Origin of the sequence: Lacinutrix sp. (assembly GCF_037625555.1) — a bacterium.
Taxonomy (GTDB): Bacteria; Bacteroidota; Bacteroidia; order Flavobacteriales; family Flavobacteriaceae; genus Lacinutrix.
Genome location: NZ_JASJHV010000102.1, coordinates 1 through 17,751, shown reverse-complemented (window position 1 = coordinate 17,751; position 17,751 = coordinate 1). Strand labels below are relative to the sequence as shown.

Here is a 17,751-nt window from a genome sequence, read left to right as displayed (position 1 = left end):
CCAAATTTAACTTTATGAAAAAGAGTGTTAGAGGTCGCAGATTCTATATGCCTACAGATATTACACTGTCTACCAAAATCTTTAAGTGATTGATAAGCTGTATGATTACATTTTAAGTATTTATAAGTAGTTTTTGCCTTCAAAATAGCTAAATATTCCTTACAATTTTCATCTGTTTTAAACCGATCAGAGAACTCTAGAAGATTTTGACCCTTAAGTATTTCCATAATTAACACATTTAATAGAATTTAAGATACGTAATTAAATACTGACCTCTAACAATATTATCTAAAATTAGATAGTACAAATTATACAGGTATTACCACAGAATATTATGCCACAAACAAAAAAATAAAACTTGTTAAAGTGATGTCAAAAGATGTTAGAGATTCCCTAGTAAAAGCTTGACTATATAGAAAACCAAGAAAACGAAAGGTAAAGTCTAAAAACCCAGAAATAACAAAAAACATTGCTCTTATTTATATAGAATTAAGAGAAGAAGAAAAAGCAGTTAGAGCAGTAAAGAAAGCTATAAAAGAGAATCCAAAAGATCAAGAATTAGCTTTAATTGAAGCAAATATTTACTACAAATTAAATGACTTAAATAAATTCAAACAACTTTTAGAAAAAATTTCAAAAAAAGACAAAAAAATGTAAATGTATTATATAACCTAGGAGTTATGTGTTATCAATTACAATAGAACAAACAGGCTATAAAATATTATAATAAGGTCATAAAAATTAATCCAGATTATGTTAATGCCTATATTAATATGTCTGCTATAATTCTAGATAGAGAGGTTGAAATTATTAATGAGATGAATAGTCTTGGAAATACAAAAAAAGATAATTTAAGATATGATAAGCTTATAGAAGATAAAAAGAAAATCTACAAAGAGGCTATGCAGTATTTAGAAAAAAGTATTGATTTAGATATTAAACAAACAGATGCTGTAATAACACTGTATAGTATTTATTTAGTTTTAGAAAAATATGACGAATCAAATAATCTTAAACTTCGATTTGGACTTTAAGTTAGAAAAATTAATTCTATATTAAAAAATTACGAAACAGCTAGTTTATAAACAGCTAAACAACGCTCTCTTGCTGCTTTGTGTTCTACTATTGGAGTAGGATAGGTGAGTTCTTGGTAATCTGGAACCCATTTTTTTATATAGTTGTGCTGCTTGTCAAATTTATCTATTTGTGTAGTAGGATTAAATATTCTAAAATATGGAGCAGCATCTACACCACTTCCTGCAACCCATTGCCAGTTACCAATATTACTAGACATATCATAATCATGTAGTTTTAAAGCAAAATAAGCTTCACCTAATCGCCAATCTATTAATAAGTGTTTGCATAAAAAACTGCCTACAAGCATGCGAACACGATTATGCATAAATCCAGTTTCATTTAATTGTCTCATTCCAGCATCTACTAAAGGATAACCAGTTTTACCATCACACCAAGCGATAAATTCTACTTCATTGTTTCTCCATTCTATTCTGTCGTACTTTGGTTTAAAACTATCTTTAGCAGTATGAGGGAAATGCCATAAAATTTGCGTGAAAAATTCGCGCCAAATTAATTCTTTTAAAAATGTAATATTTTTTTGTTTAGAAGCTTCATTTACCATTTTGCGTACACTAACAGTTCCAAATCTTAGATGTGGTCCTAGTTTTGAAGTAGTGTCTTTAGCTGGAAAATTTCTAGTTGCTTCATAATCTGCAATTAAAGTAGGATTTACAATGTAAGGAGCTATTTTTACGTTTGCTTCTTTAAAACCTATATCCTTTAAACTAAGGTTTTGTATGCTTGATGATTTAAGAGTATTATCTAAAAGCGTTTCAGATGGAAAAAAAACAATACCCTGTCTTTTAAACCCGTCTAGCCATACACGAGAAAAAGGTGTGTATACTTTGTAAGCAGTTCCGTCTTTTTTTACAATTTCGTTTTGCTCAAAAATAACTTGATCTTTAAAAGTTTTAAATTCAATATTTTGTGTTTTTAATAGAGACTCTATTTCTGTATCTCTTGAAAGTGCGTAGGGCTCATAATCTCGATTTGTAAATACATTTACTATTGTAAAATCTTTAGTTAGCTGTTTAAATATATCCTTTGGTGTACCATGAAATATGGCAATACTTGTGTTGTTCTCTTTTTTTAGTTTCTCTTGCATTTTCTGCAAGTTTTTGTGAATAAAGCTTACACGTGCATCGTCCTTTGGTAGTTTACTTAATATATCTTCATCGAAAATAAATATTGGTAATACAGGTTTATCACTTTTTAATGCTTCGTAAAAACCATTATTATCTTCTAATCGTAAATCTCTTCTAAACCAAAATATGTTTACTGCTTCTTTCATTAAAAAATAATTTAGTTTTCGTTAAAACGATAAATCTACAATACTAATATTTGCCAAATAACTCTTCTAGTTTTTGTGTACGATATTTAAAAATCTCTTCTAATTTAGGCTTAACTAGAATAGGATGAGCCATTTGACCTAAAATACCTAAAGGCACTTTATAATCTATAATATCTTCCATTTCAACGCCTCCATCGATTGCTTTAATAAAATGTTTATGATGCCACAATGCATATGGACCAAAACGTTGTTCGTCTACAAAATATTCACCATCAACAACATGAGTAATTTCTGTTACCCATTTTGTTTTAACACCTAAAACTGGAGTTACAATGTATTGTATGATTTGTCCAGAGTACATAGGTCTATCTGCGCCAGAGAGTATGTTGAATCCCATATAATCTGGAGTTATTGTTTTTAAGTTTTTTGGGCTGGATAAGAATTCCCAAGCTTCTTCCTTTGAAATTGGTAAATTCTGTTTTTTATGAAAGGTATATATTTTCATCGAAATTTGTAATTCTAATTATTAAATAAGATATATGCATTTAAAGATGTTGCAATTAAAAGCCAAATCATGTAAGGAAGTAGTAAGTAGCTTTTGCTTTTTAGTTTTTTAAAATTACTAAAGAAGAAGGTGAAGATTACAACTGTTAATGCAGAAATAACTACTAAGCCTAGACCTACTAGGTGTTGATTAAAAAAAACATAGTTCCATGAGACATTTAATACAACTTGTAAAGCAAATGCTAATTTAAGTCTAGTATTATCTACTTTAAAAAATAAGTATCCTAAATAGATTGAAAAACAAATCATTATTAATGTCCATGCAGCACCAAAAACCCAACCTGGAGGAGTCCAAGGCGCTTGGTTAAGGTTTGTGTACCAAGTAGTTTGTGGTCCATAATTCATTAATAAGTATCCAATATATAAACCGCCAAAGTTTATTATTAAGAAGAATATAATGTGTTTAGCAAGTTTCATGTTCATTTTAAATGTTTGGTAATTTTATTACTATTAGGTTTTGTAGTAGAAAAATAATAATCAATTAAAACACCTTTAGTATTTACTAAATATTTCTGAAAATTCCATTTAACAGAAGAGTTTACAATGCCATTTTTATTCTTTTGTGTTAACCACTTATATAAAGGATGTGCATTAGTGCCTTTAACATCTATTTTTTGTGAAATTAAGAAAGTTACACCATAATTAATTTCACAGAACGACTCAATATCATTAGCATTACCAGGTTCTTGTTTTCCAAATTGGTTACAAGGAACTCCAATAATTACAAGTTTATCTTTATACTCGTCATGTAGACTTTGTAAATCTTTATATTGAGGTGTAAAACCACATTTTGAAGCTACATTAACAAACAAAATGTGTTTACCTTTAAACTCAGAGAAAACAATAGGTTTTCCATTAAGTCCATTTAATTTGATGTCGTATAAAGATTGTATGCTATCTGTGCTAATATTTTTTTTTAAAAATAAAGTCTGAGCAAATATTTTAAGTGGATTCATAATTATATTTTAAAACTTACAATTCCACAGTCCATCTCGAAAATTTGACCAGAAATTGAAGCTGCTTTTTCTGAAGTTAAAAATGCAGCCATGTTTGCAACTTCTTCTGGATTTAAGAATTTTTTTAGTGGATGGCGTTCTTTAATGTTTTCCACCATTTTCTCATTTCTTAAAAGTTTTGAAGCTAAAGTTGTATCTGTAACTGTAGGAGCTATTGCATTTACTCTAATTGTTGGCGCAAGTTCTGCACCAAGAGATTTTGTTAAACCTTCAACTCCAGATTTTGCTGCTGCAACACTAGCATGATAAGGCATTCCTAATTTAGATGCAACAGTACTAAAGAGTAGGATAGAAGGCATGTTTCCCTTCTTTAATTTTGGCAGATAATGTTGTATGGATTTTACAGCACCAATAACATTAATTTCAAAATCTTCTCTAAAATCATCGAGTGATAATCTTGAAATAGGCTTTAAATTAATACTGCCAGGACAGTAGATTAAAGTATCTACTGTTTCTATATCAGGTAGGTCATCAATTAACACATTACAAGAGTAGTGCGTAAGATTGGGATGAGTGATTTCTGGAGAAGTTCTACTAATGTTAAAAACTTTGTTATCTGAAACAAGGCTTTTAACAATGGCATTTCCAATACCTTTGCTTCCGCCTATAACTATAATATTTTTCATTTTTAATAATGACTTTTTTAAAGAATAGACGGTAAATTAACCAGAGGTTATCTATTCTAAGATGAAGGACGACCTTTTAGTCGCTTTTCTATTTTTTTTTTAATAACAGTAAGACGCTTCATGACTTCCATCAATTCAGGATCCTTACTTTCTTTGTAAATTTCATTTAATCCAAGGATTATTTCCTTAGCTTTTCTTGAAGCGACTATTCGTTCGTTTGTTGATTTGAAGGATGTTCCTTGCTGTTCAAACTCTAGTGCTTCTTTTAAAATATCCATTTTTAATCTTTTAGGTAATTCTGTAATTCAGTTATTTTAGCTTGTGTTTTAAACGCGCCTCCATAATAAGAAGTGACAGTTGCAGATGTTTCGTCTTTTATTCCTCGAGACGATACACATAAATGCTTGGCATCTATTATTACAGCTACATCTTCAGTATTTAGAATTGTTTTTAATTCGTTTGCTATTTGATTTGTTAAACGTTCTTGTACTTGAGGTCGTTTTGCGAAATGTTGTACAATCCTGTTTAACTTTGATAGACCAATAACCTTGCCAGAAGAAATATATGACACATGTGCTTTACCAATTATTGGAACAAAGTGATGTTCGCAATTAGAATAAAACGTAATATTTTTTTCTACAAGCATCTGGTTGTATTGATACTTATTGTCAAATAAAGCAATTTTTGGCATATTTTCAGGGTTTAATCCAGAAAATATTTCTTCTACATACATTTTCGCAACTCTTTTAGGAGTTCCTTTTAGAGAATCGTCTGTTAAATCTAATCCTAAAACATTCATTATTTCTTTAAAAAGAATGGCTATTTTTTCTTTCTTTTCGGTATCTGAAATAGAAAATGCATCTGCTCTCATTGGTGTATCCAAACCTGTAAACATATGGTCTTCACCAATGTCTTGTTCTGTGTAACCATTTAGAGAAATGTCATTTTCGTCTGTAAGTAATTCTAAATTAGTCTTTTTCATAGCAATATTTATCTTTTACTTATTTTATTATGTGTTATCTGTTTTTGTCTTGAACATTTAAAACGTCCATCTTCAAAATTTCTATTTTTTAAATGTTTTGTTTTTCTACCTTGAACTCTAGCTCTCCACATTCTAAAGCTACTTGGTTTCATCTCCTTTCGCATGAGTTCTATAACTTCTTGCTCTTTAATATTGAATTGAAATGTAATGGCATCAAATGGTGTTCTGTCTTCCCAAGCCATTTCTATTATACGATCTATATCTTCAATAGTGAAGTTGTCTGGACTATTAGGTTTGGAAATGATACTGCTCATCAAATTTTATTTTTTCATTTAGAAGTTTATCAAAAAACAATTTATTTTCTTTAATCATTCGATTATTTTTAAAATTTATAAACAAGCCTTGTGCATGAATAATTGAACCATTAATTCTATAAATAACTAATTGATAGTAAGGTATTGCCCAAGTAAAGTTTTGTAAACCTTTTGTAATATGTATTAAAACACCAGTTGGTCTCAATTCTAAGTTCCCATAATTAATATCCGATACTGTATTAAGATATTGTTTTAAATTAGGACTCACTTCATCTACAACCATTCGTTTAGAACCTATTCCTTTTAATTTAATACTTTCTATAAAACTAAAAGCTGTGCCAACTAAATCATTAATTAGCTCTTTGCTTTCTTTACTAGAATGTGTTGTATTAATTATCATTAATTTAATTTATTTACCAAACTACTAATCAAATCTACAAAATGTTTAACGTTTAAGTAAAAAAGATAAACAAAATTAACAAAAAATTACAGTTTTATAACTAATTACTGTTCATCATACTATTTCTATCGCTTAATGTGTGACGTTTTAGTATACGTTTTGCTTCTTTCTTTACAGTAGCATTGTCTTTTAGTTTCCAAAGAATATCGCTTGCTCGTTTTCTTGATGTTTTCTCATTAACAATAGGAAAAGGGTAATCTTTGCCAAGCTCGAAACCTGTTAATTGTTGATCGAAATAGGACATGGTTTGTGGCTCGTGCATGAATGGAGCTTGAAGATTTTGCAATTCTGGAACCCACTTTTTTATAAACTCACCATTAGGATCGTGTTCTATGCTATTTTTTATAGGATTATATATACGTAACATATTTATACCAGTCTCTCCTGCTTGCATCTGTATTTGTGGATAATGTATACCTGGTTCAAAATCTAAAAACATTGAGGCTAAATGCTCACTCATGGCTTGCCAAGGTTGCCAAAGGTTATTTGTAAAAAAAGAGACAACCATTGCACGCATTCTAAAATTTATATAACCAGTTTCGTTTAAACAGCGCATGCATGCATCTACTAATGGATAACCTGTTTGGCCAGTTTTCCATGCGTTCTGAAACTCGAGATTTATAGGTTTATGAAGTTCATGATAACCTTTATTAATACTTTTAAACTCCATAGAATGCTCCATTTCAAACTTTTGTATAAAATGTGCTTGCCAACGCAATCTTGACATAAAAGCATTTAAGTGTTTTTTGTGTTTTCCTTTGTTTCTTACTTCTGCAGCTACGTTAATAACTTGCCTAATGGATAAGTTTCCCCAAGCAATATATGGTGAGAGACGACTACAACCTGTTCTAGATGCTAGTGGTTTACTAATATTAAACATATAGTTAGGATAGCGTTCTATAAAAAAAGAACGCATGTATTTTACACCAGTTGTTGTGCCTCCTTTTTGAAATGTTTTATTTTCTAGAGTTTTTAAATCTACTATATTAAAGTGCTTTTCTAGAGTGTTAATTTTAGAAATTTGTAGTAATTGATTTTTTTTAGGGTTAAATGTATGATCGTTATCCATCATATAAGAATTCCAATCATTAAACCAAGTTTTTCTGTTACTTAGACCACGAATAATAGCGTTGTTTATGTTCTCTTTCCAAATTATGCTTTCTTTTTTGCAAATTGAGGCAAATTTTATGTCACGATTAAATGTAGATAGTATGCCTGTTTCTTGATGCGAGTATATGTAAGAAATAGTATAGTATTCTTGAATTATTTTTATTGCATCTTCTAGTGTTGAATTAGCAATTAGTACTTTAGAATTATATGCGTTTAAATTATTATTTAAATCTTGGAGAGATTGCTTTACAAAATCCCAATGTCTTTTACTGTAATGTTTATCTTCTGTTAGAAAATCTTCAAATATGTATAGAAGTAGAACTTGTTTTTTAGAGTTTAAAGCACGCTCTATTGCTTCATTATCTTTTAAACGAAGATCTCTTTTAAACCATACTATTTGTAATTCTTGTTTATGCATTACTAGTTACTTTAAAACTTAGGCTTTAGTTTTAAAAAAAATCTGGATTTTTAATAATATCTTTGGCTCTCGTTTTTATGTTATATAAATCTTCTGCACTCATTTTATTAAGCAAACTATACATCATTTTCATTCTAAAAATAGAACTTAATTTTTCGCGTTTATCATCTAAAAAATTCCAATATAAACTGTTAAACGGACAGGCTTTATCTCCAATTTTCTCTTTTTTGTTATAATAGCAATCATCGCAGTAGTTACTCATTTTATTAATATAACTTCCACTAGAAACATAAGGCTTTGTTGCAATTTTTCCACCATCTGCAAATTGGCTCATGCCACGAGTATTAGGTAATTGTACCCATTCTACAGCATCTACATAAATACCTAAATACCAAGCATCTACTTGGTCTGGATTTATTTGCGTTAATAATGCAAAGTTTCCAGTAATCATTAATCGTTGGATATGATGAGCATAACCTTTATCTAGAGAGTTGTTTATTGCGCTTTTAAGACAAATCATTTTTGTGTCTCCAGTCCAAAAAAACGCTGGCAAGTTATTTTTGTTTTCTAGATAATTTAAAGATTTATACTCTGGCATTAATGCCCAATACATGCCTCTCATGTATTCGCGCCAACCAATAATTTGACGAATAAAGCCTTCTACTTGAGAAATATTAATATGTTCACCATGTTTTCGCCAATAATTTAAAACTGTCGTTATTATTGCTTTAGGTGAAATTATTTTGCAATTCATTGCAAAAGAAAGTCGTGAGTGGAAAAGATAGACTTGTTCTGTATGCATGGCATCTTGATAATCGCCAAAGTGGATTAATAAATGCTCGCAAAAGTATTTTAATTGTTCTAACGCTTGACTTCTATTGATTGGGTATTCGAAATATTCAGTATTAAAATGACCAATTGTTTCAATATTTTGAGAAGCAATTGTTCGCTTTATATTTGAAACCTCATTTTTAAAGGTTTTAAATTCGGGAATACTTTCTTTTTCTTTCCATTTATTTCTATTGCTTTTATCGTAATTCCATTTTCCACCTTCTGGTTGATTAGCAACCATTAACACATCGTGTTTTTTTCTCATGTCTCTATAGAAATTCTCCATGAGCCATTGTTTTTTATCTTTAAAAAAAGTTCCTAAATCTTGTCTTTTTGTATAAAAGTGTTCTGTTGAAAAACATTCAGAATGTATAGAAAGTGTTTTACAAAATTCTAAAAGTTGTTGGTCTAATCTGTATTCGTCTGGTTCTTGAAATTCGAATGTTGAAATAGTATGTTTTTCAATTAATTGTTTAAGGTTTTCTGTAAGACTTTGAGTATTGTCTTTATGGTCTAAAGTATAGTAGACAAGTTCACATCCTTGAGATTGTAAATGGTCTGAGAATTCTTGCATTGCAGCAAAAAACCCAACCACTTTTTGTATGTGATGTTTTACATTATCTGTTTCTTGACGCATTTCAAATAAACAGTACACAAAGTTACTCTGGTCTCCTTTAAACCAAGAGTGTTTACTGTTAAGCTGATCTCCTAATATTAATCTTAATGTTTTCAAATCTCAATTTTAAAATAATTTGTCTTGTAACCATAAACGCTGATATTTTCCTGCACTATCGTAACGTTCTGTTTGTAGCTTTACATTAAAAACTCTATCTCTAGGATCGTTACCTACACCAGCAACGTACATCCAATTGCCATAATTACTGTGTACATCGTAATCTATTAACATCGATTCAAAATACGCAGCACCAATACGCCAATCTAGTTTAAGCGTTTTTGCAAAATAGCTTGCTACATTTTGTCTACCACGATTACTCATCCAACCGGTTTTTTTTAATTCTATCATATTAGCATTAACAAAAGGCTCGTTTGTTTTTCCATTAATCCATTTCGAAATGTCTTTTTGGTATGAATGCCATTGATAATCTTTATCAAGAATACCACCAATTTTAAAAATTCTACTTCCATGTTTCATAGAAACATATTTAAAGTAATCTCTCCAAATTAACTCGAAAATAAGCCAATATGTAGATTGGTTTTTAAAATGAAGTGTTTCAAATGCTTTTACCTTATAGTAAATGGTTTTAGCACTTAAACTCCCATTAGCTAACCATGGCGAAAATTTTGAACTAAAATCTTTACCAATTAAACCATTTCTAGTTTTTTTATAAACACCTAACTTTTTGGTTTCAAAAAAATAGTCGTTTAAGTGTTTTAAAGCTTCTGTTTCGCCTCCTTTTAGTGGAAATGCAGAATTTGGATGTTGCTCGAAATCCTTAAATCCTAAATCTTCTAAAGTAGGAATTACCGTTTTATTAATTACTGAAGTATTTTTGTTTTCTATATTTATAATCTCATTTTCAAGACGAATTTCAAAATTTTTTTCTACATGTTTTCTAAAATTTGTAAAAACTGTTTGTAATTTTTCTATACTGAAGTTTAGCGTATTCGGGTGGTATAAGAATTGAATGTAATCTTCGAAAATGTTAAAATCTTTTTTCCAAATCTTGCGTACTAAATCAAAAACTTTATTTTCGTCTTTAGTCCATTCTTTTTGAAGATACATAGCATCAAACTGAAACTGTGATTCTAAATTGGCAATAGAGGTTTCAGCATTTTCATTATACACAAAGAGTGGAACACCAATTTTTAACAGTTGTTCTTTTAGATCTGTAATGGTTTCAATTAGAAATTTAGCTCTATATTTCCCAGTAATTCTAAATCCAGATTTATTTTTTTCAAAATATCTTGGATCAAAGCAATAGATTGCGATTACTGTTTCGCTATTTTTTATAGCATTTAGTAAATTGCTGTTATCGTGTATTCTTAAATCGTTTCTAAACCAAACTAGGCTGGTTTTGTTTTGTTTCGTTTGCATTTTTCACTACAATATTTTACGTTATCCCAAGTTTTAATCCATTTTTTTCGCCATGAAAAAGGTAAGTTACAGGTTAAGCACAGTTTAGAGGGTAAGTTTTGTTTTTTAATTCCTTTAGGCATTTGCGAGTTTGTTTATCATGCCATTAAAAATAAAACCATGAAATGGAAGCACACTATACCAATATAACCTTCCAAATAATCCTTTTGGTCTAAAAACAGCTCTTTGGTATACTTTTCCTTTTGCTACTCTAAACTCTAGCCAAGCCTCTCCAGGAAGCCTCATTTCGGCAAAAAGTAATAAGCGTTTATTTTCATCATCTGCTAAAAGCACACGCCAAAAATCTAAAGCATCTCCAGTTTCAATACTGGTTTTATTTGTGCGTCCTCTTCTTAGTCCTATACCACCAAAAAGTTTATCGATATAACCACGTATTCTCCATAAAGTAGTTCCGTAATACCATCCATTTTCTCCACCTATGGCACATATTTTAGCAAAAGTTCTTTCTTCATCTAAAACAGTACGTTCTTTAACATCTTTAAAACAACCGTGTTTTGGTACGTTGATGTATTTAGTAGAGATTCTTTTTCTACTCCTACTACTAGCAAAAGAGTCTTTCCAACTGGAAACAATGCTGTTCTGTTTAATTTTTAAAAAAGCAAGTTTTAATGCTTCCTCATAACTCATTGGTTTTACGTCTAGCAATTCATTAATTGTACTAGGTTTTCCAATAATTTCCACACCCATACTATTAACCAACGTTCTTGCGAGTTTGTAAGATGTTGACGTTACAAAATATAACCAATAACTCGACAATTGAGGCGTCATTATAGGAAATGTTATAATGGTACGTTTTAAATTTCTCGATTTAGCAAATTGTAAAAGCAGCTCTTTATATGTTAGTATTTCTGGACCAAAGATATCATAAGATGTGTTGTACAATCTTTCATCTCCTAAACTTCTCATTAAAAAGGCTAATACATCTCTAATTGCTATTGGTTGAGTTTTTGTATTCAACCATTTTGGAGCAACCATAACAGGAAGCTTTTCTACCAAGTCTCTTATAATTTCGAATGAACTACTTCCAGAACCTACAATAATACCAGCTTTAAAAACTGTTAAAGCATATTTTTTAGAGTCTAAAGTTTTCTCTACATTTTTTCGAGACAATAAATGTTTAGAAAGTTTAGTATCGTTTGTTATACCGCTTAAATAGATAACTTGCTTACAACTTGTTTTTTCAATTATTGCTTTAAAGTTTAATGCACAATCGTTCTCCATTTGTTGAAAATGAGAAACAGAATTAGACATTGAATGAATAAGATAGTATGCAGCATCTATATCTTTAGGTATATTATTTAAAGTGTCTTTGTTTAAAAAATCAACTTCAACGACTTGAATGTTTTCCTCTTCTACATATCTTTTTGCTGTTCTTAACTTACCTCTTACAGCACAAATTACAGTGTGTCCTTGCTCTATAAGTAGCGGAATAATGCGCTTACCTATGTAGCCTGTACCACCTGTAACTAATATTTTCATAATCTATTTTGGTCTTTGGTAGTCTAATCTCTTTTTTAATTTCGGAAATGCATAACCATCTAAACCATTAATGGTTGCAACATTTGCTTGAGATAGGTTTATAAATCCGTCTTTTGTAATTATATCTTGGTTAATTTGTAATGCCTGAATTTCTCCCAAAACAAGAATAGTATCATTTTCTTTAATATGGTACTCACCAACATATTTCATTTTTAATTGTACAGGAGCATCTTTTACAAATGGCGCTAAGCAGTTTTTTTTATAGTCTGCTTCAAGATTTGTTTTATTAAATTCTGAAATATTAGCATCATATTTTGCTGAAGTATGATGAGCCTCCTTAAAATTAGATTCCTGAATGTGATTTATAGTATATACTCTGGTTTCCTTAATATTAATATAAGTATCTCTTGTTACTGTTGTTGGCCTGCAAAAGAATCCAAGAATTGGGGGATTAGAACCTACATGTGTTACAGAACTAAATATTGCAACATTTTCTTCGCCATCTTTTGAGACTGTTCCAATTAAATTAGCAGACTTAAATCCCGAACAGCTATTAACAAGATTTATTTTGTAAAGATGTTCGAGATTGTTAATGTCTTCTAGACTAAAATAATGCATTTATAATGTTTTGAAATTATTAATTTTTATGTCTTTAGCATTCAAATCAAACATTAAATTATATAAGCCAAAGAAAGTACGGTTAATGTAAATAAAGTGTTTGGAACCTCTATTACCATTCATTTTACGTAACTCTGTACTTTTACTGTATTTTTGACCAAGTTCTGTTATTTTACCAAAAAATTCTTTATCGGAAAAGTCGAATATTTTAACGTGAAAAGGTTGAGTAAATAAGCTTAACATTTCATGAAACATTTCAGAAAAAAATTCTAATTCTTCTGGAGAATCATCTGGTCTTAATATTTCTAATTCATACATTTTTTCTCTAAAAATGGCTGGATCATTTATGCTTTCGGCTTTAGCCAATTCAAAATATGGAATATAAAAACTGTTTGGTATAGTTTTCATACACCCAAAATCTAAAGCTATTAATTCTGCATCTTTAGAAATTAGAAAGTTTCCAGGATGAGGATCTGCATGTACCTTTTTTAATTTATGCATTTGAAACATATAGAAATCCCAAAGTGCTTGACCAATTTTATTGGCTTTAGTTTGGTCGTTATTATGTGCTGTAAATTCTGAAAGATGTTCACCTTCCATCCAATCCATAGTTATAATGCGCTCTGACGATAATTCTTCATAATATTCAGGAAATTTTAAAAAAGGAATATGCTTACAAGCAGCTACTATTTCTTTGCTTTGTTGTACTTCAAGAATATAATTTGTTTCTTCTACAAGTTTATTTTCAACCTCTTCAAAATACTTGTCTTTATCTTTTCCTTTTATGTTAAACATTTGAATAGCAATTGGTTTTACCATCGCTAAATCACTAGAAATACTATCTGCTACACCAGGATATTGAATTTTCACAGCAAGTTTTTCCCCATCCTTTTCTGCTAAATGCACTTGACCAATACTGGCTGCATTTGTAGAATTGGAATTAAAGGTGTCGAAGATCTCAGTTGGTAATTTACCAAAGTATTTCTTAAATGTTTTAGTGACTAAAGGTGCAGAAAGTGGTGGAACCGAAAACTGAGATAAAGAGAATTTTTCCACATATGCTTGTGGTAAAATACTTTTTTCCATACTAAGCATCTGCGCTACTTTAAGTGCACTTCCTTTTAGTTTTTTTAGTCCATCGTAAATATCTTCTGCATTATTCTCATTTAATCGAGATTTAGCTTCCTCTTCGGTTTTTGTTATTTTATCTCCATAATATTTAAGATAATTGACACCAACTTTTGCTCCAGTTTGGACTAGTTTTGAAGCACGTTGAATTTTGGAAGTAGGTATTCTGTCTATCGTTTTCAATAGTTCTTTTTTTTAAGGTTAATTCATTTTTACTTTTTCTTTGAAAATGAATTTCCCAAAGTCAATTAAGCTTTTTAAAGGCGCAATGTTTAAAACATCGAAACTTGTGTTTACAGATTTTTCGATAAAAATGTCAGTTTTCTCAAAACTTGACGAGGTGTCATCTATCCAAAATTTCATAGTTAACAATAACTGTAACCATGCTGTTTCTTGTAGTCCACGGTTTTGAATTTTATCTAAACGATCTTCCTTTATATCGATTAACTCAATATCTAATTCTAGTATATAATGCGTAAAACTTGCTTTTAGTGCTGCTAAAGATTTAAAAGATTTTAAACTGCTTTTGTGTTTGTTTAAGGCGTAAACAACGTAGCTTCTATTTGCAGTTAAGTTTTCGAAAAAAGTAAAATAATAACTAAGTAATTTGTCTCTAGGCTCAAACTCAGGGTAGTCCTTACTTTTATGTAAAGTTGCTATAGTATTATCATGGAAAGCCTTAAACACATGCTTTTCTACAGCATCGAAAGTGCCAAAGAATTCGTAAAACTTAGTTTCTTCAAAGTTGTTGTGCTTTGCAAAACTGTAAACAGATTTTGGTTGTTGATCATGCTCTAAAACATAATCCATATAAAATGATAGGATATCATTTTGGGTAATATTTTTCTTTTTTGCCATTACATTACAATTAAATATATTTAAAGGTACAAAATGTTTAAATATTTAAAATAAATCTTAAACAAAATTAACATGAGATTATGACATTAAAATATTTTACTATCACAACAATTCTCATCTTTAACTAGTTTACAAGAAAAGACAGCAGCAGAAGCTCCTAGTATTGGAGCTGTTATGTAGAGCCATAAATATTGAAAATTTCCAATAAATAGGGCAGGAGCAATAGAACGAATAGGATTCATGGATGCTTTGGTAATTGGTCCAGCAAACATAGCTTCAAGTAATATTACACCTCCAATTGCTATTCCAGCCATTGTTCCAATTTCTTTACTTCCTGTAGAGACGTTTAAAATTACTATCATTAAAAAGAAAGTTAAAATAAATTCTAAAATAGCTGCTTTGTAGGCTGGAAAACCTTCTGCCGGAACTGTTTCTCCTAAAAATTGACTTTCAGGAAATAGATACCATAACAAAGCACTTGCTAATATGGCACCAATGGCTTGAGCAAACATATATTTTGGTACTTCTTTCCATGAGATTTTTTTAGCAATAGCAAAACCTATAGATACTGCAGGATTAAAATGCGCTCCAGAAATATCACCAAAAGCATAAATCATAGCCATTACTATTAGTCCCCAAACAGCTGCTATACCAACATGAGTAATACTTCCGTTAGTAATCTCGTTTATTGTCATGGCTCCAGTACCACAAAATATCATGGCAAAAGTTCCAATAAGTTCTGCGTAATATTTATTCATTAAAATTGATTTTATTTATTTCAAGCATTATAAAATGTTATCAATACTACTGATAATATATTTAATAGATTTTGCAAATGTACAACCTCTAATTTTAAGGTTTTGTTAACTATGAAAATACCAACTTATATGTAAATTTGCAATTACTAAAAAATAACACTAACACATTAAAATATTATGAAAAATTTATTAATGATTGCCTTAGTATTTGTAGTTTCTTTTTCTGTAGATGCTCAAATTAAAACACCAGTTGCTAGTCCAGCCGCAAAGATCGAACAAGTTGTTGGTTTAACAGATGTTTCTATTGAATATTCTAGACCAGCAATGAGAGGAAGAACTATTTTTGGAAATTTAGTACCTTTTGGAAAAATATGGAGAACAGGAGCTAACGGAAGAACTAAAGTTACATTTAGTGATGATGTAACGGTTGGAGAAAAGAATTTAAAAGCTGGTACTTATGCCATTTTAACTATTCCACAAGCAAAAAAGTGGGAAGTAGTTTTTTATACAGATTACGCTGGAGGAGGAGCTCCTGCTGAGTTAGACGAGTCTAAAGTTGCAGCAAGAGTTATGGCAGATGTTTATGATATGCCAATGGATATAAAATCTTTTACAATTTCATTTAATGATTTAACGAGCAGTTCTGCTGTTATTGGAATGATGTGGGAGAAAGCATATGTAGGTGTTGAATTTACAGTAGCTACAGATAAAACAGTTTCTAAAAGTATAGATAAAGCACTAGCTGGTCCTGGTTTTAATGAATACTATGCTGCTGCAACATATTATTTAAGCGAAGGTAAAGATATTAAAAAAGCTAAAATGTGGATTGATAAAGCTATGTCTTTAAACAAAGAACCTCGCTATTGGCAACTAAGACAACTATCTTTAATTTACGACAAAGCAGGAGATAAAAAAGGAGCTATAGAAGCTGCTAAAAAATCTTTAGCAGGAGCAGAAGAAGGAAAGAATGACGATTACATTAAAATGAATAAAGCCTCTCTAAAAGAATGGGGAGCTTTATAGGTTTAAGATTGTAGATTTTCTATTTACAATTTTTGAATAAAAAAACTCACAAGTATTATACTTGTGAGTTTTTTTGTTTTATTCATTTCCTTCTAATTGAAAAATCTCTTCAACATTAACCTTAAAGAGTTTAGCTAATTTTAATGCTAATACTGTAGAAGGTACGTATTTGTTTTTCTCCATGGCATTTATAGTTTGTCTACTTACTCCAATTTTTGTTGCTAAATCTGCCTGAGTAAAATCGTGAATAGCACGTTGTACTTTAATATTATTCTTCATCGCTATTAGATTTTAGTTTTAAAAAATTATAACGGATAATAAAGAAAATAATTGGTGTAAACATATTAAATATTAATACCGTAAAAAATGTCATGTCATAAATAAATAGTGTCGCTAGAAGTAAAATTATATAATTAACGATCATAGCCCAAACAAACGAATCTGATCTTAGTTTTGATGTGAATTCGTCTTCAATTTTTTCTTTAGATAATGCTATTAATAAGCCTCCAATAATTATCATAACTGCAATAATTTCACTTAAAATACCAGTTGTAATGATTGCAAATAACTCTCTTGGGCTGCTTCCCATAAATTCTTCATAGAATATTGATAATACAGGTATGGTTATGGTATCGTCATCTACATTTTCAAAGAATGATAATAGTCCTAGAATTAGTCCTGGAATAAATAGGAACCATCCTATAATCTTGTACTTGTTTGGCAATAAATAATGTGTGTTCATAATGTTAGTTTTTTGATATTTAACTTAATTGATTATTCAAATGTAAAATAAACTTTACATTTAGACAAATTATTTTTACTAAAAGTTAATTTTACTTGTCTTAACTTTAATTATGTCTAATAAAAAAGCACAATCCTATAGATTGTGCTTCCCAAAATTAATAATACTTTATTGTTATTTGTTCAATTTATCTATTCTGTTTTGTCTCATAAACAAATACATTGGAAAAGTAAATGCTATGGCAATTAAAAAGGTAAGAGGTATTAATATCCACCAATATTTTACTTTAAGTTTTATTGCATCTGGAATAAACCAAGCAAAAAATGCTATTAAAACAAGA

General features: G+C 29.8%; 23 protein-coding genes and 1 pseudogene. 2 read left to right on the top strand and 22 right to left on the bottom strand.

Annotated features, from left to right (window positions below; translation table 11 throughout):
- A pseudogene (locus QNK89_RS08590) lies at positions 1–227 on the bottom strand (IS1595 family transposase); the annotation flags it as partial.
- Between the two features lie 546 nt (positions 228–773).
- Between QNK89_RS08590 and QNK89_RS08585 the strand changes: the two are divergent.
- A complete protein-coding gene (locus QNK89_RS08585; protein WP_340170598.1) occupies positions 774–1,034 on the top strand; it encodes a hypothetical protein in 261 nt (86 codons plus the stop codon).
- Positions 1,035–1,063: 29 nt separating this feature from the next.
- Here QNK89_RS08585 and QNK89_RS08580 read toward each other — a convergent pair whose 3' ends face one another.
- The 18 genes from QNK89_RS08580 to QNK89_RS08495 form a co-directional block, all read right to left on the bottom strand.
- A complete protein-coding gene (locus QNK89_RS08580) occupies positions 1,064–2,368 on the bottom strand; it encodes a deoxyribodipyrimidine photo-lyase (RefSeq protein ID WP_340170596.1) in 1,305 nt (434 codons plus the stop codon).
- 43 nt (positions 2,369–2,411) lie between these two features.
- Positions 2,412–2,873 (bottom strand): SRPBCC family protein, encoded by a 462-nt coding sequence (locus QNK89_RS08575; RefSeq protein ID WP_340170594.1) that lies wholly within the window; start codon positions 2,871–2,873, stop codon positions 2,412–2,414.
- A 14-nt stretch (positions 2,874–2,887) separates the two neighbouring features.
- Positions 2,888–3,355 carry a TspO/MBR family protein gene (locus tag QNK89_RS08570; protein ID WP_340170593.1) on the bottom strand — a complete coding sequence of 156 codons (468 nt, stop codon included), beginning with the start codon at positions 3,353–3,355 and terminating at the stop codon, positions 2,888–2,890.
- The gene (locus QNK89_RS08565) at positions 3,352–3,888 is read right to left on the bottom strand and encodes a glutathione peroxidase (protein WP_340170592.1); all 537 of its coding nucleotides are present in this window, start codon (positions 3,886–3,888) and stop codon (positions 3,352–3,354) included. Before QNK89_RS08565 ends, QNK89_RS08570 begins: the two co-directional genes overlap by 4 nt.
- Positions 3,889–3,890: 2 nt before the next feature.
- Entirely contained in the window at positions 3,891–4,574 is a 684-nt protein-coding gene (locus QNK89_RS08560) for an SDR family oxidoreductase (RefSeq protein WP_340170590.1), read from the bottom strand.
- A 56-nt stretch (positions 4,575–4,630) separates the two neighbouring features.
- Positions 4,631–4,852 carry a hypothetical protein gene (locus QNK89_RS08555; protein ID WP_340170589.1) on the bottom strand — a complete coding sequence of 74 codons (222 nt, stop codon included), beginning with the start codon at positions 4,850–4,852 and terminating at the stop codon, positions 4,631–4,633.
- A gap of 2 nt (positions 4,853–4,854) precedes the next feature.
- Positions 4,855–5,556, bottom strand: coding sequence for a GTP cyclohydrolase I FolE (gene folE, locus QNK89_RS08550; protein WP_340170588.1), 702 nt, complete (start codon positions 5,554–5,556; stop codon positions 4,855–4,857).
- Between the two features lie 8 nt (positions 5,557–5,564).
- Positions 5,565–5,870, bottom strand: a complete 306-nt coding sequence (locus QNK89_RS08545; RefSeq protein ID WP_340170587.1) for a TIGR03643 family protein — start codon at positions 5,868–5,870, stop codon at positions 5,565–5,567.
- Entirely contained in the window at positions 5,845–6,270 is a 426-nt protein-coding gene (locus QNK89_RS08540) for a hypothetical protein (RefSeq protein ID WP_340170586.1), read from the bottom strand. The genes QNK89_RS08545 and QNK89_RS08540 overlap by 26 nt, the downstream gene beginning before the upstream one ends.
- Before the next feature lie 100 nt (positions 6,271–6,370).
- A complete protein-coding gene (locus tag QNK89_RS08535) occupies positions 6,371–7,858 on the bottom strand; it encodes an FAD-binding domain-containing protein (protein ID WP_340170585.1) in 1,488 nt (495 codons plus the stop codon).
- A 31-nt stretch (positions 7,859–7,889) separates the two neighbouring features.
- Positions 7,890–9,422 carry a cryptochrome/photolyase family protein gene (locus tag QNK89_RS08530; RefSeq protein WP_340170584.1) on the bottom strand — a complete coding sequence of 511 codons (1,533 nt, stop codon included), beginning with the start codon at positions 9,420–9,422 and terminating at the stop codon, positions 7,890–7,892.
- Positions 9,423–9,431: 9 nt separating this feature from the next.
- Positions 9,432–10,745: a DASH family cryptochrome gene (locus tag QNK89_RS08525; RefSeq protein ID WP_340170583.1), complete on the bottom strand. Its 1,314-nt coding sequence runs from the start codon at positions 10,743–10,745 to the stop codon at positions 9,432–9,434.
- Complete coding sequence (locus QNK89_RS08520) at positions 10,715–10,855, bottom strand: DUF2256 domain-containing protein (RefSeq protein ID WP_340170600.1); 141 nt, start codon at positions 10,853–10,855, stop codon at positions 10,715–10,717. Before QNK89_RS08520 ends, QNK89_RS08525 begins: the two co-directional genes overlap by 31 nt.
- Before the next feature lie 4 nt (positions 10,856–10,859).
- Entirely contained in the window at positions 10,860–12,284 is a 1,425-nt protein-coding gene (locus tag QNK89_RS08515) for an SDR family oxidoreductase (protein ID WP_340170582.1), read from the bottom strand.
- A 3-nt stretch (positions 12,285–12,287) separates the two neighbouring features.
- Complete coding sequence (locus tag QNK89_RS08510; RefSeq protein WP_340170581.1) at positions 12,288–12,902, bottom strand: flavin reductase; 615 nt, start codon at positions 12,900–12,902, stop codon at positions 12,288–12,290.
- Positions 12,903–14,213, bottom strand: coding sequence for an AarF/UbiB family protein (locus tag QNK89_RS08505; protein WP_340170580.1), 1,311 nt, complete (start codon positions 14,211–14,213; stop codon positions 12,903–12,905).
- An 18-nt stretch (positions 14,214–14,231) separates the two neighbouring features.
- On the bottom strand, positions 14,232–14,888 hold the full coding sequence (locus tag QNK89_RS08500) for a TetR family transcriptional regulator C-terminal domain-containing protein (protein WP_340170579.1): 657 nt from the start codon (positions 14,886–14,888) through the stop codon (positions 14,232–14,234).
- Positions 14,889–14,974: 86 nt separating this feature from the next.
- Positions 14,975–15,646 (bottom strand): aquaporin, encoded by a 672-nt coding sequence (locus QNK89_RS08495; RefSeq protein ID WP_340170578.1) that lies wholly within the window; start codon positions 15,644–15,646, stop codon positions 14,975–14,977.
- Between the two features lie 177 nt (positions 15,647–15,823).
- On the opposite strand from QNK89_RS08495, the gene QNK89_RS08490 reads away from it, so the two are divergent.
- Positions 15,824–16,669 (top strand): DUF2911 domain-containing protein, encoded by an 846-nt coding sequence (locus QNK89_RS08490; RefSeq protein WP_340170577.1) that lies wholly within the window; start codon positions 15,824–15,826, stop codon positions 16,667–16,669.
- A gap of 78 nt (positions 16,670–16,747) precedes the next feature.
- On the opposite strand, the gene QNK89_RS08485 is transcribed toward QNK89_RS08490, so the two are convergent.
- From QNK89_RS08485 to QNK89_RS08475, 3 genes are all read right to left on the bottom strand, one after another.
- Complete coding sequence (locus tag QNK89_RS08485; RefSeq protein ID WP_340170576.1) at positions 16,748–16,948, bottom strand: helix-turn-helix transcriptional regulator; 201 nt, start codon at positions 16,946–16,948, stop codon at positions 16,748–16,750.
- Positions 16,938–17,411: a hypothetical protein gene (locus tag QNK89_RS08480; protein ID WP_340170575.1), complete on the bottom strand. Its 474-nt coding sequence runs from the start codon at positions 17,409–17,411 to the stop codon at positions 16,938–16,940. Before QNK89_RS08480 ends, QNK89_RS08485 begins: the two co-directional genes overlap by 11 nt.
- 174 nt (positions 17,412–17,585) lie before the next feature.
- Positions 17,586–17,741: a DUF2834 domain-containing protein gene (locus tag QNK89_RS08475; RefSeq protein ID WP_340170599.1), complete on the bottom strand. Its 156-nt coding sequence runs from the start codon at positions 17,739–17,741 to the stop codon at positions 17,586–17,588.
- Between the last annotated feature and the right edge of the window lie 10 nt (positions 17,742–17,751).